Below are 20,412 nucleotides of genomic sequence, written 5' to 3'. Positions count from 1 at the left end.
CATTTGTATGAGGTCGGCGTAGGCGTCAGGCGGCTCGGGCATCGATTGTCCGGGCCGCCTTCGATGCATCCACCTCCGGGTTTCGGCCGGAGGGCAGATGCCAACCCTTGATGATGCCATAGATGGCGGGAATGACCATGAGGGTCAGCAGGGTCGAGGACACCATGCCGCCGATCATGGGAACCGCGATGCGCTGCATCACCTCCGATCCGGCCCCCGTGCTCCACAGGATGGGGATGAGCCCAGCCATGATGGCGATGACCGTCATCATCTTGGGGCGAACCCGTTCCACGGCACCCAGCATGATCGCTTCGCGAAGATCTGCCCTGGTAAAGGGCAGGTCCTTGCTGGATCGCTCCGCCTCCACTTCGGCCAATGCCTGCTGCAGGTAGATCAGCATGACGACGCCTGTTTCCGCAGCCACGCCCGCCAGAGCGATGAATCCAACGGCAACCGCAACGGACATGTTGAAGCCGAGCCACCACATCAGCCAGATGCCGCCGATCAGGGCAAAGGGCAGCGACAGCATGACGATCAGCGTTTCCGTCAGGCTGCGGAAGTTGAGATAGAGCAGCAGGAAGATGATGAGCAGCGTGACCGGCACGACGATCTTCAGGCGGGCCTCTGCCCGCTGGAGATATTCATACTGGCCGCTCCAGCCGATCGAAGTGCCCGGCGGCAGCGTGACCTGCGCGGCTACCGCCTTCTGCGCCTCGGCGACATAACCGCCGAGATCGCGCCCTGCGATATCCACGAAGATGTAGGTCGCGAGTAGGCCGTTCTCTGTACGGATGGAGGTCGCACCACGTGTCAGTTCGATCTTCGCCACCTCGCCCAGCGGTATAGTGCCGCCACCGGGCAGGGGAACCTGCACGTCTGCGGCAATCGCCTGGCGGCTGGAACGCAGGTCGCGCGGGTAGCGGATGTTCACGCCATAGCGCTCCCGGCCCTCGACGGTCGTGGTCACGGTCTCGCCGCCAAGTGCCGTGGCGATGACGTCCTGGACATCCCCGATGGTGAGGCCGTAGCGGCCGAGCGCATCCCTGTCCGGCACGATGTCGAGATAGTAACCGCCGATGACCCGCTCGGCATAGGCGCTGGAGGTGCCCGGCACGGTTTTGAGGATGCTCTCGATCTGGCGGGCGATCTTCTCCATCTCGGCAAGGTCCGTGCCGAAGACCTTAACCCCGACCGGCGTGCGGATGCCGGTGGACAGCATGTCGATGCGGGCGCGGATCGGCATGGTCCAGGCATTCGACACACCTGGAAATTGCAGCGCCCTGTCCATTTCCGTCTTGAGGTTGTCGAGGGTGACGCCCGGCCGCCATTGCTCTCTCGGCTTGAGGTTGATGATGGTTTCGAACATTTCGGTGGGCGCGGGATCGGTCGCCGTCAAGGCACGTCCCGCTTTGCCATAGACAGAGGCGACCTCGGGAAACGACTTGATGATGCGGTCCTGCATCTGAAGCAATTCACCGGCCTTGGTGATCGAGATACCCGGCAGGGTGGTCGGCATATACATCAGCGTGCCCTCGTCCAGCGTCGGCATGAATTCAGAGCCGAGCTGGCGCGCCGGCCAGACCGTGGCGGCAAGCGCCGCCAAGGCAAGAATGATGGTGAGAGTCTTGGCTTTCAGGACGCCGTGAATGACGGGCCGGTAGAGCCAGATCAGCAGCCGGTTGACCGGGTTTTTGTGCTCGGAAATGATCCTGCCGCGCACGAACACCACCATCAGGGCCGGTACCAGGGTGACCGACAGGAGGGCGGCGGAGGCCATGGCGAAGGTCTTGGTGAAGGCAAGCGGCCCGAACAGCCGCCCTTCCTGCGATTCCAGCGTGAAGATCGGCAGGAAGGACACCGTGATGATGAGCAGGCTGAAGAACAGGGCCGGACCGACCTCGCCGGCGGCATTGGTCAGGATCTGAATGCGGGACTGGCCGGGTGCGGCGCGTTCGAGATGCTTGTGGGCATTCTCGATCATCACGATGGCGGCGTCGATCATGGCTCCGACGGCGATTGCGATGCCGCCGAGGCTCATGATGTTGGAGCCGAGGCCGATCAGCTTCATGGCCGCGAAGGCCATGAGGATACCGACGGGCAGCATGAGGATGGCCACGAGGGCGCTGCGCAGATGAAGAAGAAACACGATGCAGACGAGGGCGACGATCACGCTCTCCTCGAACAGCGTTCCCTTGAGTGTCTCGATCGCCGCCTCGATCAGGTGAGAGCGATCATAGACGGGTACGATCTCGGTTCCCTTGGGCAGGCTTGCCGCTATGTCGGCCAGCCGCTGCTTGACACTGTCGATGACCGTGAGTGCGTTGGCGCCGACGCGCTGCAGCACGATGCCGCTCGCCACCTCGCCTTCGCCATTGAGCTCGGTGATGCCGCGGCGCTCGTCCGGACCGATCTCGACGCGAGCGACGTCCCTGAGACGAAGAGGTACGCCGGCACTGGTCCTGAGTACGATCTCCTCGAGATCGGCCGGCGATTTAACATAGCCACGGCCGCGCACCATGAATTCGAATTCGGAGAGTTCCAGCGTGCGTGCGCCCACGTCGCGATTGCTGGTCCTGACCGCATCGCGCACCGTCGACAAGGAAATGCCCTGGGCTCGCAGCCGCAGCGGATCCACCACGATGCTGTATTGCTTGACGAAGCCGCCGACGCTGGCGACCTCGGCCACGCCCTCTGCCTTGGAGGCGGCGTAGCGCAGCTTCCAATCCTGCAGCGAGCGCAGTTCGGCGAGCGACGTCTCCTTGGCGACGACGGCATATTGATAGACCCAGCCGACGCCGGTGGCGTCGGGACCGAGGGTCGGGGTAACACCGGCCGGCAGGCGCTGGGCGGCGGCGTTGAGATATTCGAGTACGCGGCTGCGGGCCCAATAGGGGTCCGTGCCGTCCTCGAAGATCACATAGACGAAGGAGACGCCGAAGAAGGAGAAGCCGCGAACCACCTTGGATTTCGGCACCGTCAGCATCGCCGAGGTGAGGGGATAGGTGACCTGGTCCTCGACGACCTGCGGGGCCTGGCCGGCATAGTCGGTGTAGACGATGACCTGGACGTCCGAGAGATCGGGGATGGCGTCGAGAGGCAGGGTCTTCAACGCGTAGAGGCCGGCCGCTACGGCAAAGGCGGTGCCGACGAAAATCAGCACGAGGTTGCGCGCCGACCAGGCGATGAGCCGGGCGATCATGGCGTTACCTCCGGGCTGGTCATGCCGTTCAGTGCGGCCTTGAGGTTGCTTTCGGCATCGATGAGGAAATTGGCTGATACCACCACGCGGTCGCCCTCCGTGATCCCGTGGCGGATCTCGGTAAAGCCGCCGCCCCGGTCGCCGGTCTCGACAGTGCGGGGCTCGAAGCGTCCGTCGCCCTTGGCAAGGATGACGAGCTGGCGAGTGCCGGTGTCGATTACGGCGCTGTCGGGAACCGCGACCACCTCATTGGCATCGCCGGCCGCGATCTCGACATCGGCGTACATGTCCGGCCGCAGCAGGCCGTCCGGGTTGGCCAATTCGATCCTGGCCCGCACGGTGCGGGTCTCCCTGGCCACTTCGGGGTAGAGCAGGGAAACGCGCCCCTCGAAGCTCCGGCCCGGCAGGCTGCGTATGCGGATCGTCGCCGAGGCGCCCGGCCGGATGCCGCCGAGTTCATATTCGGGCACGTCGGCGAGCACCCAGACGGTCGAGATGTCAGCGAGGCGGAAGAGGATGTCGCCGGCTGCCGCCTTCATGCCTTCGCTGGCGCTGCGCTGCAGTACGATGCCGTCGCGCGGAGACCGCCACGTCATCGACAGCGGTACCTTTCGGCTGCGTTCGAGGTCGGCGATGGCCTCGGCGGGGACTCCGAGATTCTCCAGTCTCTGGCGCCCGCCGCCGGTGAGGCTTCCCCGTCCGCCACTGCCGAGGTCTGTCAGGAATTGCGCGCTGGCGGCAGCGATCTCAGGCGAATAGAGCTGGAAGAGCGCCTGACCCTTCACGATCCGCTCGCCGGTCGTCACGGTGGCGACCTGGTTGATGAAGCCATCGGCGCGGGTCGTCACCACGCTGATGCGGCGTTCATCGAGCTGCACGCTCCCGGGAGCCCGCAACGGGCGAACGAGCGAACGCCTGGCGGCGGTCTCGGTGCGAACGCCGGTCTGCTGCAGCTTGCCCAAGGCGACCTTGACCGTTCCTGCTTCCTCGCCTGCGTCTGCATGGACCGGGATGTAATCCATCCCCATGGAATCCTTCTTCGGCACCGGCGAGGTATCCGGCAGGCCCATGGGGTTTCGGTAATAGAGGATCTGCCGCGATGATGCGGACGCCGTGGCGGTCTCGACCGAGGGCTTGTCGAAACCCACATCCTCGCTGGCGTGGACGGCGAGGAAATCGCGACCGTCGGCGGTTTTGGCTGGGATGGCCGAATAGGCCGGCAATGCATCGGGCGCGCGATAATAGATCACCGGTCCGGTAGGCGCCGGCTGGGTGTTTGCCGGGAGCAAGGCCTCGTCGAGCCGGGGCAGGATCTGCCGCAGCATGGGATGGGCGAAACCCTGTCGCCCGACCCAATAGCCTCCCGCCCCCGCCGCGAGGATCGCGGCGAGGAAGAGGACGGTCGTGCCGGCTCGCTTCATGGCACGGCCCTGAAGATGAGCCTGGCCTGGAGCGTGCCGGTCTCGCCCTGCAGCTTGGCCGCGAGCGACAAGCGCCAGCCGCCCTCCATGCCCAGTCTGGCCTTGAAGCGATAGATGCCGGCCTGGCTGGAAGCGAGCGGCTCGATCGGCGCCTTCATGGTCTCCATGCCATCCGGCGCCATGTCGAGGCGAGACGCGAAGATTACCGCGTCGGGGATAGGCTTGCCGGAACGTTTGTCGACGAGGCGGACGGCGATTTCGGCGCTTTCGCTCTGCCGGATCTCCGGTTGGATCAGCTGGAACTCATAATCTTCGATGCCGGCCTGGGCCGGCGCGGCGATTGTCCAGGCAAACCCGATCAGGGCGGGGATGGCCGCCTGCTTGATGGCTGATGATGTCATGTTGCGATGCTTCCAAATTCGTCCAGATCCACCGGCGTCCTAAAAACGCCGGTGGTTGGGCAACGGCGTCCTCCGGACGCTGTGCGACGAGTGGCTCCAGCGGAGCCATGGATGAATTCAGAGGCGGGGAGGTCGGTCCGGCGGCGCCGTCACGAAAGGTGTCTTGTCGCGATCATTGCCGAAGAAAGCGAGCGTGCCGGTTTCGAAGGCAGGCGCCACGATCAATCCGGCGATCGGGTCGCCAGCCGTGCATTTGGCCAGGCAGACCAGAGCGACGGGACAGGATTTCTGCCCCCCGGGGAGCGAGGGCTTGCCCTTGGGGCAGCACGGCATGTCGGCAGCCATGGTTGCCTGGTCAGCCGCCGGCATAGGCATGGCCGCCACGGCTGCCGAGAAAGGCGCCATGGGAGCAATCAGCAGGCTCACGATCATGAAGATCGAGAGCAGGCGGGATATGAGAAGCCAGCGGGTCACCAGCATTTCATCTCATGCCCCCCCGCAATTGAGAAGCCCGGGCCTGTTCACATTCTCGTCGGCAGATAAACCAATCGAATTGGCTCGACCTTTGTCGTTGCAGGGCATGACAAAGGTCGCGCTTCAGTTGTTTCCTAGCACTTCCTAGCCGCCCACCATGAGCTTGACGATCTCGTCATGATTGGTTTCGGCGATCTTGCGCTCGCCGGCGAGGGTGCCGCGGCGCAGCACCACGATCCGGTCGGAGACGGCAAAGATATCCTGCAGATTGTGCGAGATGAAGATGATGCCGCGCCCCTGGGCCTTGAGGGTTTGGATCAGGGAGACGACCTTGCGCTGCTCGGGCACGCCGAGCGCCGCGGTGGGCTCGTCCATGATCAGTACCTGCGCGTTCCAATAGACCGCCCGACCGATGGCGACCGCCTGGCGCTGGCCACCGGAGAAATTGCCCACCGGAGCATCGAGGCGCGTCACATGGAAGTCGAGCTGCGCCATGGTCTCCTGCGCCGCCTTGGCCATCTTCTTGCGGTCGAGCACGGGCAGAAAGCCGAAGGCTTTCGTCATCGGCTCGCGTCCCAGAAAGATGTTGGCCCCGATGGAAAGATTATCGGCCAGAGCAAGGTCCTGGTAGATCGTCTCGATGCCGTGGCCGCGCGCGGCTTCGGGAGTCGCGAATTTCACGACTTCCCCCTTCAGCCGGATTTCGCCGCCATCGGCCTGGTAGACGCCCGAGATGGTCTTGATCAGCGTCGACTTGCCGGCGCCGTTGTCGCCGGCGAGAGCGACGACTTCGCCGGCATTGAGCTGGAGCGAGACGCCATTGAGCGCGGTCACGCCGCCGAAATGCTTGGAGACGTCGCGCACGTCGAGGAGGGGCTGGTTGCTCATGAACGGCGGCCTCCGGCGATGCTGCGCTGGGCCTGGTCGACCAGCACGGAAACGATGATGACGACGCCCACCGACACGAACTGCCAGAAGGGTTCGACATTGATGTAGACGAGGCCGAACTGGATGACGGCGATGACGAGGGCGCCGGCCAGCGTGCCCGAGATCGAGCCCGAACCGCCGAACAGGCTGGCGCCGCCGATCACCACGGCGGCGATCGAATCGAGCAGGAGAGGCTCGCCGGCCTGGGCGGCGCCGGCGGTAAAGCGGGCCGCATAGAGCACGCCGCCGATGCCGGCGCAGACGGCCGACAGCACATAGAGTTTGCGGGTGTGGCGGCTGACATTGATGCCGGCGCGAAGCGCGGCCTGCTCGCTGGCGCCGATGGCGTAGGTGTGCTGGCCGAAGCGCGTCTGCGAGAGCAGATAGTGCATCAGGATCAGGAAGAGCGCTGCCACGATCACCACCACGGGCACGCCGTAGAAGCGGCCATTGCCGAGCGCCGCGAACCAGCCGTTCGAAACTGGGACGGTGGTGCCGCCGGCCAGCAGATAGGCGATGCCGCGCGCCACGCCATACATGCCCAGCGTGCCGATGAAGGGAGGCACCCGGAGTTTCGAGATCAGGAGGCCGTTGATATAGCCGGGGATGGTCGCTACGGCGACGCCGGCCGCGATGCCGACCAGCATGGCGGGGAAGGGCGGCATGGAGGTGCCCATCAGATTGGCCGTATGGGCCGCCACCACCGCCGACAGCCCCATGATGAAGCCGATCGACAGGTCGATGCCGCCCGAGATGATCACGAAGGTCGAGCCGAGCGCCAGCAGGAGCGGCGCGACGGCATAGATCGAGATCGACTGCAGGGTAGGGACCGAGAATACGAAGGTCGAGCCATAGGCGATGCGGGCCCAGCACTCGAAAAAGACCAGGAGCAGGACCAGGAAGAGCCAGGCCCTGAGCTCCGCGATGCGCAGAAGGATGGGATGGGGTCCTGCCGCGGGCTGCGCCCGGCTGAGGGAAGATTGGGCTGCCGACATCAGGCGCTCCGTTCAGGGGACATAAAGAGGCCGCCGGGCCGGAGCATTTTGCTCCAGGATCCCCGGCGGCGCAGATGCAGGGAAAGCCTCATTCCTTGTAGATGAAGGCAGCGACTTCCGGCTTGTCGACGTTGGACTTGTCCATCACGGTGAAGCCCGTGCCGATCGAGGCAGGGATCGACTGGCCGGTGAGATGGGCATAGGCGGAAAGCACGCCGAAATAGCCGATCTCGGCCGGATGCTGGGCGATGGCGATATCAACCAGGCCCGACTTGATATTGTCGACGATCGAGGCCGGGGCGTCGAAGGCGGCGACGCGGACCTTGCCGCTCTGGCCGGCCTGCTGCACGCCGTTGGCGGCGCCCAGCGCGGAGAACAGATTGGCGCCGAAGACGCCGGCAAGATCGGGATTGCGGGCGAACACCGACTGCATCTGCGAGGCGGCCTTGTTGGCGTCGTTGTCGTTGAATTGCGTTTCAAGGACAGTGACGTTGGGGTAGTTCTTCATCTCATCCTTGAAGCCTTCCTCGCGCTGGTCGGTGGTCGAGATGCCCGGCTTCACGTTGGAGACATAGACCTTGCCCTTCTCGCCGATGGCCTTGGCGAGGGCACGGGCCGCGATGCGGCCGCCCAGTATATTGTCCGAGGCGACATAGGAGAGCGGAAAGTCGGCGTCACCCGCACCGGTCTGGTACTTGCCGGTGCCGATGAAGGTATCGACGGTGATCACCGGAATGCCCGCGTCGGCGGCCTTCTTCAGGGGCTGGACGAGCTGGACCTTGTCCGTCGGCGCGATCAGGATGGCGTCGGGCTTGCGTGCGATGACGGCGTCGAGCACCGGTGTCTGCGTTACCGGATTGAAATCGGGCGCGCCCTGGAACACGAGTTCTGCTCCCACCACCTTGGCGGCGGCCTCGGCGCCCTTGCGCATCGATATGTAGAAGGCGTCGGTGGTCAGGCCCGGAATGAGGGCGATGGTGTATTTCTTGTCCTGGGCCTGCGCCGGAGCGGCGAGCACGCTGGCCCCGATGGCGACAGCCGCGAGGGCCGTAAGCAGTTTCCTCATGTCGTTTCCTCGGTTTGACGAAGTGGTCGATCCCTCCGGCAGGGACCCTCCTCTGACGCGAGGTATCCAGCCGGCTACGGCGGGCAGACCCGCCGATCGAGTTGAGGAAAGGATGCCGAGAATGGCCGGGCGCTGCAGGTGCGATTGCGCCTGCGGAGCCGTCTCCCTCCCTGAATTTGTTTTTGTCTTTTGTGAATTGTCAGACTATGGTTTCGCCCCGTAGGCGTCAATTAAAGATATTGCGCGTGATAAAATTGACAAAATACATCCTGTCTGGTCGTAAGGAATGTAAGCCAACCAATTGAAAATAAATAATAATTTTTTATTTTGGATCAAAGAAAACAGAAATCCTACGATGGAATTTTACGACGTGTAAAAAATAATATTGTTTACTCATGTAAAAAATAAGAACGATCGAGCGGAGGGGGAGCAGCAGGGCGGTGCGAAAGATCAGGAACATGGCCGAGTTCGCCGAACTCAGCGGGATCTCGCGGCCGACGGTCTCGAAATATTTCAACGATCCCGGCAGCGTACGCAAATCGACCCGAATCCGTATCGAACGGGCGCTGGCCAAATATGACTACCGGCCGAACCTGTTTGCGGTGAACCTCAACCGAAAACGTCCCAAGATCATCGGCGTGATCGTGCCCGACACCTCGGACATGTTCTATTCTGAGATGGTGCGCCATATCGAGCGGCGCTGTGCGCAGGACGGTTATTTCGTCCTGGTGCTGTCGTCGCGCGGGGATGCCCTGCATGAGGCGCGCTCGGTGGAGACGCTGCTGTCGCTCAAGATCGCCGGAGCGATCATCGCTCCCCTCGGCGCCTATACCGACGCGACGCGGATGGAGACCCTGCGCGCCCATATTCCTGTCGTTTATCTCGATTCCTCGCTGCAGGACGGCTCCCCCTTCGTCGGCACCGACAACGAGCAGAGCATCGGCCTGATCACCGATTATCTCTGCCGCACGGGGACGCCGCCCAGCTTCTTCGAAATGCCGGCGGTCAATCACAATGCCGCCGAACGCCGTAACGCCTATGTCCAGGCCATGGAGCGGCTCGGCTTCCAGCCCGAGATCATCACCGTGGCTGGCAGGCCGGACTGGCGTTTCGAGGAAATCGCCTATGCAGAGGCGCTGCAGGTGATCGACGGGGCCGGGTTTCCGACCTCGACGGTGCTGTGCGCCAATGACCGCATCGCCGTAGGGGTGATGGCCGCCGCCTTCCAGCGCGGCCTGAAAGTCGGGCGTGAGGCCGATTGCCGCCTGCGCGTCGCCGGTCATGACGACCAGCCCTATAGCCGCTTCGGCTGCCCGCCCTTGACCACGGTGGCGCAGGATTTCTTTCGCCTCGGCAATCTCGGCGTCGAGCTGCTGCTCGCCCAGGTCGAGGGCGGGGAATCTCTGCAGGGGCAGCAGCAATTGCGGCTCGAAGCCCAACTGATGATGCGGGCCTCGGCCTGATCGCGATCCATCGTTCACGGAGACTCGACATGACCACGCTTCTCGACCTCGCCCCCGCGCGGCGCTCTGGACAATCGCGGGGTATCGCGTCCATCTGCTCTGCCCATCCGGACGTGATCGGGACGACGCTGGCGCATGGCCGCAAACGCGGGCGGGAGGTCCTGATCGAAGCGACCTGCAATCAGGTGAACCAGGAGGGCGGCTATACCGGCATGACCCCGGCCGATTTCAGGCGTTTCGTATTCGAGAAGGCTGAAGTGGCCGGTTACGAAACCGCCGGATTGATCCTTGGCGGTGACCATCTCGGCCCCAATCCTTGGCGCCATCTCGAGGCGGAGGAGGCGATGGCCAAGGCCGAGGCCATGATGGCGGCCTATGTCGCGGCAGGGTTCGGCAAGATCCATCTCGATGCCAGCATGGGCTGCAAGGGCGAGCCCGAGGCGCTCGACGACGAGACCACGGCAAGGCGTGCCGCCCGCCTGACCAAGGTCGCGGAGCAGACCGCCCGCGACAACGGCCTGCCCCTGCCGGTCTATATCATCGGCACCGAGGTGCCTGTGCCGGGGGGCGCCTGGCACGCGCTCGACGGCTTGCAGCCGACGGCCGCGTCCGCGGCGCGCCAGACTATCGAAACCCACCGGACCGTGTTTCGCCAGCAGGGCGTCGAGGCGGCGCTGGAACGTGTGATCGGCCTGGTTGTGCAACCCGGTGTCGAGTTCGGGCATGAAGACGTGGTGGTCTACCAGCCCGAAAAGGCCCGCGATCTCGTCGGCGTGCTGGGCGACGAACCCTCTCTAGTGTTCGAGGCCCATTCCACCGACTACCAGCCGCGGGAGAAGCTGGCGAGGCTGGTAGCCGACGGCTTTGCCATCCTCAAGGTCGGGCCTGGTCTGACCTTTGCTTGGCGCGAGGCGCTCTACGGCCTCGATCTCATCGCCGGGGAACTCGATGCCTCCTATGGCGAGCGCCCGCTGGCCAAGGCGATGGAGGCCCTGATGCTGGCCGAACCCGGCTACTGGCAGCGCTATTATCAGGGCGATGCCGCCAGCCAGCATGTGCTGCGCCACTACAGCTATAGCGACCGCATCCGCTACTACTGGCCGCATCCGGCCGCGGCAGGCGCCGTCGCGCGCCTGGCGCAGGCGCTCTCTGGACGCACCTTGCCACCCACTTTGGTACACCAGTTCCTGCCGGCCGCGGCGGAGCATGCGGGCCGGCTCGACATGGCGGCCTGCCTGTCTCTGGCCATACGCGCGGTGCTGGACGATTATGCCGAGGCGACAGCGGCTCAGTGAGTCGGTGCCGTCATTCGGTAACAAAGCCGTGAGAGCGGCCGTAGAGAGGGTGGCTCGTGCATAATTCCATGCGCGAAGAGGAGTGGGCGGCATGGTTGCGGCAGTCGATCGCCGGAGATGCACCGGCCTATCGGCGGTTCCTGCAGGCGGTGATCCCTTATCTGCGCGGCACGGCGCGCCGCTATTGCGAGCGCTTCGGCGCGCCGCCGGCGGAAATCGAGGATGTCGTTCAGGAAGTGCTGCTCGCCATTCACCTCAAGCGCGGAACCTGGGATTCCTCGCGCCCGCTCGGTCCCTGGCTGTCGGCGATCGTGCGCAACAAGATGATCGATACCATGCGCCGCCGGGGGCGGCAGGTGATGGTGCCGATCGAGGACGTGATCGAGGTTCTCGAAGCGGAGGAGCCGGCATCCGGACTGTCGCAGCATGAGGCGGAGAAAATGTTGGCGCATCTGAAACCGCCGCAACGGGACATCGTGGAGGCTATCTCCCTCGGTGGCGTCAGCATCCGGGAGATGGCCGGCCGGCTGTCCATGACCGAGGTGGCCGTTCGAGTCGCCCTGCATCGGGGCCTCAAGAAGCTCGCAGCGCTCTATCGGAGTGAGAAGCCGTGAAGACCGACGATCTCATCAATGCCATTTCCGAGGACGCGCCGGTCGGATGGTCCCTCGGCAGGGCTTTCGGACTGGCGGTGATCGTCGGCACGGCCTTGTCGGCCGTAATTTTCTTCGTGGGATTCCGGCCCCGTCCCGATATCGCGGCGGCGGCCGAGACCTGGCGCTTCCTGTTCAAATTCGTTGTGACGGCGTCCCTGGCTGTTTCAGCCTGCGGCCTGATTCTGCGCCTGGTCAGGCCGGGTGCACGATCCGGCGGATGGCGCCTTGCCCTGGTGATTGCTCCCTTGCTCCTGATCGGCGCGGTCGTGGTGGAATTGGTGGTCATGCCGTCCGCGACCTGGGGAACGCGCTGGGTGGGCGTGAATGCCCGCTATTGCCTGATGCTGATACCTTTGCTGGCGCTGGGGCCGCTGGCCTGCATGCTCTATGCCCTGCGCCAAGGCGCTCCCGAGAACCCCGGCAGGGCGGGGGCGGTGGCCGGTCTGGCCGCCAGCGGCATTGCCGCGACGCTCTATGCCAGCCATTGCGTGGACGACAGCCCGCTCTTCGTAGCCACCTGGTACAGCCTGGCGGCAGGTCTCGTCACTGTCGCGGGATATGTCGCCGGCCGTCGCCTGTTGCGCTGGTGAGTGCGGCCTGGCCCACGGACATTAGCCTGTGCCTCAATGAGGTCGCTTGTTTGAAATAATGCCTTAACGTGTTGATATTTATTATATTTTTGATTTATGGGTCTGCTGCTAAGGTAGTCGGTTTTCTCGGGCAGCCGCTGTGAAGCTGCTTCGCCTTCCGCGCAGAAACGAATGATTTTGTTAGCTTTTTGTCAGCGTGAGTGTTCACATGGCCATCCTCAGCCGCGATTTTGCAGGACAACTCGCTGTGGGGCGCGGCGGCACGGAGCACTGCGGCGGCAGATCCGCCATCGCGGGCTCAATCGAGGCTCATGCTCACCCAGCGCGGGCCATCGAGCCGGTCGTTCACGCGCGGACAGCTTTCCGGGTTTCACTTCATCTTGCCTGGTAGATTGCCAGATTTGTATAGGCCGCTGACAACAAAGGCGTTTCTATTCCTGCTTCCTGTGCCCGCGTCAGCAGGTCGCCGATGATCTGATCCGCTTCGATCGGCGCGCCTTTCTGCAGGTCCCGATACATGGAGGAGGCCATGGCCGAGCCTTTCTGGGTGAGCATGGCGCGGGCCATGTCGAGGATGGGCGCGCCAGGCAGTTTCCCCACGGCTTTCACCACGCTCACCACCTCGTCGAAGAAGCGCAACACGAAGGCAAGGCCGCCCGGAGCGGCTTCGATCTCGCCGACCGAGCCGCGCATCAGGCAGCAGATGCCGCCGAGGCTGGCGAGAGTGATCCATTTGCCCCACATGTCGCGCTCGATGTCGTCGGAGAGCTTGGCGTTGAAGCCGGCGCCCTGCATGGTCGCATCGAGGGCCTTGATACGCTCGGACCGCTCGCCGCTCATCTCGCCATAGATGAGGTTGTGCATGGGCGTGAGCTGTACGATGCGCTCTTCGCCGTCGATGGTGGCGGCGATCAGGCAGACGCCGCCGAGGAGGGCTTTCTCGCCGAAGCGGGCCTTGATGACATCGACATGCCGCATGCCGTTGAGCACCGGCAGGATCATCGTCTCGGAAGCGATGGCGGGCGCGATGTCGTCAAGCGCGGCCTCGAGGCCATAGGCCTTCACGGTGAGCAGCACGAGGTCGTAGGTCTCAGCAATGTCGCCGGTGGTGACCAGCTTCGGTGCCAGTTCGGCATTGCCGAACGGGCTGACGATCCGGAGGCCTTCCGTCCGCAGCTTTTCCGCTCGTGCGGGGCGAACCAGGAAGGTCACGTCACGGCCCGCCTGCATCAGCCGGCCGCCAAAATAGCCACCCGTCGCTCCAGCGCCGACAACAAGGATACGCATGGTCCCTCCACACTTGGATGGCTGCATTCGAAGTTGAGGGTATAGGTCGGCGCTGGATTGCGAACAAGCAAGCTGCGCTTGCTCCAGAGCAAAGTGTGTTCAAGCGTGAACGCTCATTTTCTCGAGCTCCTTGTTCCGGCGCGTCTTTGCGATTCTTGGTGGTTCCACCAAATCGCAAAACGCTTTATCCGAATTGCGGCTTGGTCAGCATCAGCCAGAAAATGGCGAGCACGGCGACGAAGGCCGGAAAACCGCAGGCAAACCAGATGCGGAAAAGCCGGTAATAGTTTGGTGGAAGGGCGGAATTCTCCTGCACGGCCTTCCTGGCGAGATCGCGCATCTTCACCTGGATGACGACGACGGGCAGCCAGAACAGGCCGGTGAAGACATACAGGCCCAGCGACAGCAGGATCCATGGCGAGCTCAGCGGCCAGCCGATCTCCTGCGCCAGCAGGGCACCGGTGAGGGGCTGCAGCACGACAGCGGTGGCGGTGAACAGGAGGTCCGCCGTGACGACGGTGCCGGCGACGTGGGCGATCAGCCGGGCGTCATCGGTGCGATGGGCGACGAGCATGAAAAAGGCGATGCCGGCCCCGGTGCCCAGCAGCACGGCGGCGCCGATCACATGGAGCCAGAGGAGCAGGTCGGCATAGGTCATCGGGCGTCCTTGATGGCGAGTGCGACCAGAGCGAGCACTGCCGCCGGCAGCGTTTTGAGGAAGGGGCCGAGCGGGTCGAGCCAGAGGTCGGGCGTGAACAGGCTTCCGGCGAGGAGATAGGCAAGGGTGACGCCGATCATGCCGGTCGCGGCGGCCGGCATGGTTCGTCGCCAGAGCATGGCCGCGCCGAGCAGGAGATCGGCAAGGGCGCCGCCATGGACGAAGAGCGCCGCGGTCGTCGGCGCAAAACCCCGCAGCGTCAGCACGACCTTCGCCTTGTCCGCCTCGATGAGACCGATCAGGCCCGAGAGCAGCCAGAACAGGCCCAGCGTCGCAACGATCACCGGCTTGAGCAGGAAGAGGCGCGCGAACCAGCGTTCGCGCACAGTGCCGCCGACGGCTTCCAGAATCTCGGGCAGGGCCTTGAGCGACCGGCCATTGGCGGCGCCGAGCGGCGTCGGATCGCCATCGATGCCGGCCAGGATCTGGTCGAGCGAGGTGGTGCGCATCGGCGGGCGCCAGCCGAGCAGGCCCGCCAGGTCGCCAAGCCGAAAGGCGAGGCGAAAGATCCAGAGCGGCCAGCGGGCAAAACGGGCGGGCGGCAGCCCAAGCCTTGCCCGCAGCGTTGCGACGATTTCCTGGAGGCTATGCGCCCTGTCCTCGACGAGATCATAGATGCGCCGATGAGGGAGGCGTCCTTCCACGACGGCCAGCGCCGTTGCGGCGACGTCATCGAGCGCTACGCTGCGGATCGATGGCGCCGGCGGCAGCGGAATGAAGCCGGGCAGGCTGGCGAGCGCATGCAGCAGAGCGCTGCCGCCATAGGCCGAGGAGCCCAGAACCAGCCCGGGCCTCAGGATGGTCCAGTCGAGCGACGAGCCTTCAAGCGCCTCGTCGGCAATGCCTTTGCTGCGCATGAACACGGTAGCGGCATCGGGCGAGGCGCCGACGGCGGAGATCTGGACGAGGCGCTTCACCCCAACCTGTTCGCAAGCCTCAAAGAGGGCGACCATGGCGAGCGATTGGGTCACCATGACATCGTCGCCGGGCCCGTCCTGCAGCACGCCGGCAGCGTTGATCACGGCGTCGACGTCTGCCAGGAGCGGACGCCAGGCCTCGGCGCTGACGAGATCCTTGAGGTCATGCTGCAGCCAGCGCACGCGCGGTTCGCGCAGGCGCGCCTGGCCCACGGAACGGCCGAGACCCGTGACCTCGTGGCCAGCCGTGAGCAGGGCCGAGACGATGGCCGAACCGATCAGACCGTAACCGCCGGGAACCAGGATGCGCATCACGGCCCTTTGCCCGGTTTGTCATGGTGAGGCAAGACGGAAGAATGGCCGGTACGGAGGAAAGGGCTAGCGCTTGGCGATTTCGTCCATCGCGGCGCGCCAGGATTTCACCAATTGGCTGCGTCGTCCGGGATAGCGCTCGCCGATCTCGCTGGCTGCCGCGATGCGATCGGTGCGGAAATGGCGGAAGTCCTGGCGCAATTCGCACCAGGCCGCCAGCATGCGTGCTTCATTCATGAAGCCGATGGCGATGGGCCAGATCACGCGCGTGGTCGCCTGGCCGTTGAGGTCGCCATAATCGATGCGAAGCTTGGCCTGCGCGCGGATGGCGCTGCGAAACACCTCGATCGCGACCCTGTTGTCGGGAAAGCTCCTGTGGCTCGGCCCGGGCAGGGCCACCGGATTGCGGGCGATTTCCTGCGCAGCCGGCGGCAGGACCGCCTCGATCTTGGCGAGTGCATCGCGGGCTGCGCGGCCGAGCGTGTCGTCGCCGCGCTGCTCGACATAGCGCAGGCCGAGCACGATGGCTTCGGTTTCATCTTCCGAGAGCATCAGCGGGGGCAGGAACAGACCAGGGCGCAGGATATAGCCGATGCCGGCTTCGCCCTGGATGGGCGCGCCCTGGGCGACCAGCTCGGCGATGTCGCGATAGAGCGTGCGCTCGGAGACGGCGAGTTCCGCGGCGAGCACGGCCGCCGTCACCGGGCGGCGCTTGCCGCGCAAGATCTGCAGGAGCGAGAGGAGGCGGCTCGTTCGGGCCATGGCGTCTCATTGGTCTTGGTATCGCCATTCTATATGCCTGAGTGACAGATCCTGTCAGGAGGTTTTTCGGCGGGCGATGAGAGCGGGCGTAAATAGTTTGCATCCATTTAATTAGGATGCTAATTATTAGCTATGGAAAAGATTGACGCCCTGCGCTTCGCATTGACCGGTAAAACCCAGCAGATCGGCCGCCATTGGCGTCGCCTGGTGCATGACATCGTTGCTACCCATGGCGTCTCTGACGCTGCGGCGGTGCCACTTATCCAGATCGAGCGCATGGGCGGCGGTGTGAATCAGACCGAGGTCGCCGATGCGATCGGCATCGAAGGACCCTCCCTGGTGCGCCTTCTCGATCAGCTTTGCGCCAGTGGCCTGATCGAAAAACGGGAGGGGGCTGACCGTAGGGCCAAGACATTGTGGCTCACTCCTGAGGGCGAGAGAGTGACAAGCGTGATCGAGCAGGAACTCGTCGCCCTGCGCAGCCGCATTCTCGGCCATCTGCCGCAGGACGACATCGAGGCAACGCTGCGCGTTTTCCGGGCTATCGAGGAGGCATCAGCCCGCCAGCAGGCGGAGGCGGCGACATGACCGCCGGCTTCCCCCTACCAACGGTCCGGGACTGGGTCTTTTCGCTCAAGGCGTTCTCGGCCTCGATGCTGGCGCTCTATATCGCCCTGGCCGCCGGGCTGGAGCGCCCTTATTGGGCGATGGCGGCGGTTTATGTCGTCGCCAATCCGCTGGCGGGGGCCACCACGTCGAAAGCGCTCTATCGGGCCCTCGGCACCTTCATAGGCACGTCCGGATCGATCCTGCTGCTGCCTATTTTCGCGCCGGCGCCTGAATTGTTCATCATCGTCGTCGGCCTATGGACCGGCGTCTTCCTGTTCGTCTCCCTGCTGGATCGCACGCCGCGCAGCTATGTCTTCATGCTCGCCGGCTACACGCTTCCCCTGATCGCATTGCCGACTGTCAGCGCGCCCGAAACGATCTTCGACGTCGCCGTTTCGCGCGCCGAAGAGATCACGCTCGGCATCGTCTGTGCCGCCGTGGTGAGTTCCCTGTTCTTTCCGACCCGGATCGGGCCTGTGCTCGGACAGCAGATCAAGCGCTGGCTGCGCGACGCGGGAGCCTGGGCGAGCACCGTGCTGACCGATGGCGCCGGGAACGGGGCCACGCCGGAACGCCAGCGCCTCGCCGCCGACATTCGGGCGATGGACATGCTGATCAGCCAGCTCAGTTATGATACCGCGAACCAGGCGACGGTGCGCATCGCCCGTGAATTGCGGGGACGCATGGCGTTGCTGCTGCCGCTGCTGTCCTCTCTGGAAGACCGTCTGGCTGCCTTGCGCGAAGCCGGCGGCGAGATCGCCGGCATCGACGCCTTGCGCATGCGCCTCCTCGATTGGATGCGTTCGGGCGAGGGTAATGAACGCGGTGAAGCCGATCAATTGCTCGCCGACATCGCCGCGCTGGAGCCGAAGACTGACCTGGAAAGCGCTGAGGAGGCGCAATGGCCGGCCTTGGTGCTGTCGAGCACGCTGGAGCGCATGAAGGAGCTGGTCGATCTGTGGGAGGACTGCCGCCAGCTGCAGCGGCAGATCGAGCTCGGCGACCGCATCAGCCGTTGGCGCCCGACCTTCCGTATGCGCCGGACCGTCGGCAAGGTCAGCCACTACGACTATGCGCTGCTAACCTTCCAGGCCGGCTCGGTCGTGCTTGCCACCATCCTGTCGGGCCTGATGTGGATATGGACCGGCTGGAGCGAGGGGTCGGGCTGCGTGATCATGACGGCGATCGGCTGCTCCTTCTTTGCCGCCATCGACAACCCGGTCAGCCAGATCCGCAGCTTCACGGTGTGGACGGCTGTCAGCGTCGGCCTGTCGGCGGTGTATCTCTTCGCCCTTTTGCCGCTCGCCCACGACTATGTCGGGCTGGTGGTGATGTTCGCCGTGCCCTTCATCCTGGTCGGGACGCTGGTTTCGCGCCCGCAATTCAACATGATCGCCATGCTTCTGTCGGTGAACACGGCATCCTTCGTCGGGCTGCAGGCCAATTACAGTGCCGAGTTCGCGGCGTTCATGAACTCGTCCGTCGCCTCGATCCTCGGCGGTGCTTTCGCCTTGGTCTGGACCCTGGCCACCAGGCCCTTCGGGGCGGCGATGGTCGCCAGGCGCCTGGTCAGGGCCGGCTGGGCGGATATTGCCGCGACCTCGCGCGGCGGGCGCAACGCCCATGCCGAGGCCTTTGCCGGACGTGTGTTCGATCGCCTCGGCCAGTTGGTGCCCCGGCTGGCCCAGGGCGTCAGCGAGGACGTGGCGGCGGCCGACCTTCTGGTGGAACTGCGTGTCGGCATCAATGTGCTCGACCTGCAGAGGCTGCGCGGCAAGCTGTCATCCGCGCAGCGGCGGCGCCTGCAGCAAGTGCTGGACGCCATCGCCCGCTTCTACGCTGAGCGCGCGGCGACGGGCAGGGCGGTCGATCCGCCAGCGTCGTTGCTCGGCATCATCGACGAGACCCTGTCGGAGTTCACGCAGGGCGTGGAGCCGAGCCTGCGCCGGAATGCCGTGCAGGCGCTCGTAGGCTTGCGGCGAGCTCTGTTTCCCGCTTCGCCAGCGCCCGTGAACCTGGCCGCACCCGCAGCCATGCCCTTCCTTCCCAAATTGGAGCTCGCATCGTGAACGCCGACATCGATATCTTTGGCGTCTATGTGCCGAGCCTGATGATCCTCGCACTCCTCGCCGTCATCACCAATCTTCTGCTTCGTTCCGTACTGGCCAGGGTCGGCGTCTACCGCCTCGTCTGGCATCGCTCGCTGTTCGATCTCGCGCTGTTCGTCATCGTCCTGAGCGGGCTATTTTCAATCTTTCAACGGTTTGCATCGTGAAACGCTTTTTTGCCTCGCTGGGGCGAGTTCTCATTACCCTTATCGTCGTCGCCCTTGCCGCCGGTTTCGGCTGGCGGTTGTGGGATTATTATATGAACGACCCGTGGACACGGGATGGCCATGTGCGCGCCGATATCGTCGGCGTCACACCGGACGTGTCCGGGCTGGTCAGCGAAGTGCTGGTCCGCGACAACCAGCAGGTCCATCGCGGCGACATCCTCGTCCGTATCGATCCCAAGCGCTTCGAGCTTGCCTTGCAGCAGGCCGATGCGGCCGTTTCCGGCACCAGGGCGACGCTGGAGCAGGCGAAGCGGGACTATGCGCGCTATAGCGAACTCGGCAAGGACGTGGCGTCTGCCCAGAAGATCGAGCAGGCCCTGGCAAGCCAGGACGTGGCGAGCGCCAACTATCAGCAGGCCCTCGCCAACCAGGCGGTGGCCAAGCTCAATCTCGATCGCTCGGAGATCAAGGCACCCGTCAATGGGGTGATCACCAACTTCAGTCTCAATCCCGGGGACTATGTCACGGCCGGGAAGGCCGTGACCGCTCTTCTCGACACCGACTCGCTGCGTGTCGAGGGCTATTTCGAAGAAACCAAGCTGCCCCGCATCGCGATAGGGGATCCGGTCGACATCCACCTGATGGGCCAGCCGACCGTCATCACCGGCCATGTCGAGAGTATCGCCGGCGGCATCGAGGATCGCGAGCGCAGCGACGGCTCGAACTTGCTGGCCAATATCAACCCGACCTTCTCCTGGGTGCGCCTTGCCCAGCGCGTGCCGATCCGCGTGGCGCTCGACAAGCTGCCCGAGGGGTTTCGCCTGGTGGCGGGCCAGACGGCGACGGTCACCGTCAAGTCGAAGCCTTCTCAGGCCAGTGCCGGTGGACCGGCTGGAACGAGCAGATCCTGAGGAGAGACGAGGATGCGGCATCGACTGCAGAGGTGCCGTCCCGATCTTTCGAGTTCCCCATTTCAGAGCAAACAAGCATACGGTCGTGAACGCGCTTTGCTCCCGGTCTATAGAGTGGCGCCCCTTTCCCGCCG

The 20,412-nt window shown here is 64.5% G+C and carries 19 protein-coding genes; 8 read left to right on the top strand and 11 right to left on the bottom strand.

Features of this window, described 5'->3' with window-relative positions; genetic code table 11:
• Nucleotides 1-25: 25 nt before the first annotated feature.
• The 7 genes from C5L14_RS26785 to C5L14_RS26755 all read right to left on the bottom strand — a co-directional run bounded on the left by C5L14_RS26785 (nucleotide 26) and on the right by C5L14_RS26755 (nucleotide 8,483).
• The gene (locus C5L14_RS26785; protein WP_105865119.1) at nucleotides 26-3,199 is read right to left on the bottom strand and encodes an efflux RND transporter permease subunit; all 3,174 of its coding nucleotides are present in this window, start codon (nucleotides 3,197-3,199) and stop codon (nucleotides 26-28) included.
• Nucleotides 3,196-4,620 carry an efflux RND transporter periplasmic adaptor subunit gene (locus C5L14_RS26780; protein WP_105865118.1) on the bottom strand — a complete coding sequence of 475 codons (1,425 nt, stop codon included), beginning with the start codon at nucleotides 4,618-4,620 and terminating at the stop codon, nucleotides 3,196-3,198. Before C5L14_RS26780 ends, C5L14_RS26785 begins: the two co-directional genes overlap by 4 nt.
• A complete protein-coding gene (locus C5L14_RS26775; RefSeq protein ID WP_105865117.1) occupies nucleotides 4,617-5,021 on the bottom strand; it encodes a FixH family protein in 405 nt (134 codons plus the stop codon). The genes C5L14_RS26780 and C5L14_RS26775 overlap by 4 nt, the downstream gene beginning before the upstream one ends.
• Before the next feature lie 117 nt (nucleotides 5,022-5,138).
• Complete coding sequence (locus C5L14_RS26770) at nucleotides 5,139-5,495, bottom strand: hypothetical protein (RefSeq protein WP_146127030.1); 357 nt, start codon at nucleotides 5,493-5,495, stop codon at nucleotides 5,139-5,141.
• Between the two features lie 144 nt (nucleotides 5,496-5,639).
• Nucleotides 5,640-6,383 (bottom strand): ATP-binding cassette domain-containing protein, encoded by a 744-nt coding sequence (locus C5L14_RS26765; RefSeq protein WP_105865115.1) that lies wholly within the window; start codon nucleotides 6,381-6,383, stop codon nucleotides 5,640-5,642.
• Complete coding sequence (locus tag C5L14_RS26760; protein ID WP_105865114.1) at nucleotides 6,380-7,417, bottom strand: ABC transporter permease subunit; 1,038 nt, start codon at nucleotides 7,415-7,417, stop codon at nucleotides 6,380-6,382. The genes C5L14_RS26765 and C5L14_RS26760 overlap by 4 nt, the downstream gene beginning before the upstream one ends.
• Before the next feature lie 88 nt (nucleotides 7,418-7,505).
• Nucleotides 7,506-8,483 carry an ABC transporter substrate-binding protein gene (locus tag C5L14_RS26755; RefSeq protein WP_105865113.1) on the bottom strand — a complete coding sequence of 326 codons (978 nt, stop codon included), beginning with the start codon at nucleotides 8,481-8,483 and terminating at the stop codon, nucleotides 7,506-7,508.
• Between the two features lie 458 nt (nucleotides 8,484-8,941).
• Between C5L14_RS26755 and C5L14_RS26750 the strand changes: the two genes are divergently transcribed.
• The 4 genes from C5L14_RS26750 to C5L14_RS26735 are packed head-to-tail and all read left to right on the top strand — an operon-like array spanning nucleotide 8,942 to nucleotide 12,487.
• A complete protein-coding gene (locus C5L14_RS26750; protein ID WP_105865112.1) occupies nucleotides 8,942-9,946 on the top strand; it encodes a LacI family DNA-binding transcriptional regulator in 1,005 nt (334 codons plus the stop codon).
• A 29-nt stretch (nucleotides 9,947-9,975) separates the two neighbouring features.
• Nucleotides 9,976-11,241, top strand: coding sequence for a D-tagatose-bisphosphate aldolase, class II, non-catalytic subunit (locus C5L14_RS26745; protein ID WP_105865111.1), 1,266 nt, complete (start codon nucleotides 9,976-9,978; stop codon nucleotides 11,239-11,241).
• Nucleotides 11,242-11,297: 56 nt separating this feature from the next.
• The gene (locus C5L14_RS26740) at nucleotides 11,298-11,855 is read left to right on the top strand and encodes a sigma-70 family RNA polymerase sigma factor (RefSeq protein ID WP_105865110.1); all 558 of its coding nucleotides are present in this window, start codon (nucleotides 11,298-11,300) and stop codon (nucleotides 11,853-11,855) included.
• Nucleotides 11,852-12,487 carry an NrsF family protein gene (locus C5L14_RS26735; RefSeq protein WP_105865109.1) on the top strand — a complete coding sequence of 212 codons (636 nt, stop codon included), beginning with the start codon at nucleotides 11,852-11,854 and terminating at the stop codon, nucleotides 12,485-12,487. Before C5L14_RS26740 ends, C5L14_RS26735 begins: the two co-directional genes overlap by 4 nt.
• Nucleotides 12,488-12,862: 375 nt before the next feature.
• On the opposite strand, the gene panE is transcribed toward C5L14_RS26735, so the two are convergent.
• The 4 genes from panE to C5L14_RS26715 form a co-directional block, all read right to left on the bottom strand.
• Complete coding sequence (panE, locus tag C5L14_RS26730; RefSeq protein ID WP_105865108.1) at nucleotides 12,863-13,774, bottom strand: 2-dehydropantoate 2-reductase; 912 nt, start codon at nucleotides 13,772-13,774, stop codon at nucleotides 12,863-12,865.
• Nucleotides 13,775-13,958: 184 nt separating this feature from the next.
• A complete protein-coding gene (locus C5L14_RS26725) occupies nucleotides 13,959-14,432 on the bottom strand; it encodes a DUF2269 family protein (RefSeq protein WP_105865107.1) in 474 nt (157 codons plus the stop codon).
• Nucleotides 14,429-15,721: an SDR family oxidoreductase gene (locus C5L14_RS26720; RefSeq protein ID WP_105865106.1), complete on the bottom strand. Its 1,293-nt coding sequence runs from the start codon at nucleotides 15,719-15,721 to the stop codon at nucleotides 14,429-14,431. Before C5L14_RS26720 ends, C5L14_RS26725 begins: the two co-directional genes overlap by 4 nt.
• Before the next feature lie 66 nt (nucleotides 15,722-15,787).
• Nucleotides 15,788-16,483, bottom strand: coding sequence for a helix-turn-helix transcriptional regulator (locus C5L14_RS26715; RefSeq protein ID WP_105865105.1), 696 nt, complete (start codon nucleotides 16,481-16,483; stop codon nucleotides 15,788-15,790).
• Nucleotides 16,484-16,615: 132 nt separating this feature from the next.
• Between C5L14_RS26715 and C5L14_RS26710 the strand changes: the two genes are divergently transcribed.
• From C5L14_RS26710 to C5L14_RS26695, 4 genes are read left to right on the top strand one after another with little or no spacing between them, the layout of a single operon-like run.
• The gene (locus C5L14_RS26710; protein WP_105865104.1) at nucleotides 16,616-17,071 is read left to right on the top strand and encodes a MarR family winged helix-turn-helix transcriptional regulator; all 456 of its coding nucleotides are present in this window, start codon (nucleotides 16,616-16,618) and stop codon (nucleotides 17,069-17,071) included.
• On the top strand, nucleotides 17,068-19,161 hold the full coding sequence (locus C5L14_RS26705) for an FUSC family protein (RefSeq protein WP_105865103.1): 2,094 nt from the start codon (nucleotides 17,068-17,070) through the stop codon (nucleotides 19,159-19,161). Before C5L14_RS26710 ends, C5L14_RS26705 begins: the two co-directional genes overlap by 4 nt.
• Nucleotides 19,158-19,367: a DUF1656 domain-containing protein gene (locus C5L14_RS26700; protein WP_105865102.1), complete on the top strand. Its 210-nt coding sequence runs from the start codon at nucleotides 19,158-19,160 to the stop codon at nucleotides 19,365-19,367. The genes C5L14_RS26705 and C5L14_RS26700 overlap by 4 nt, the downstream gene beginning before the upstream one ends.
• Entirely contained in the window at nucleotides 19,364-20,278 is a 915-nt protein-coding gene (locus C5L14_RS26695; protein ID WP_105865101.1) for an efflux RND transporter periplasmic adaptor subunit, read from the top strand. Before C5L14_RS26700 ends, C5L14_RS26695 begins: the two co-directional genes overlap by 4 nt.
• The last annotated feature ends 134 nt before the right edge of the window (nucleotides 20,279-20,412 follow it).

Source organism: Labrys okinawensis (assembly GCF_002982075.1).
Lineage (GTDB): Bacteria > Pseudomonadota > Alphaproteobacteria > Rhizobiales > Labraceae > Labrys > Labrys okinawensis_A.
Note: the sequence above shows the minus strand (reverse complement) of the source record. Positions and strands in the feature narration are given on the sequence as shown.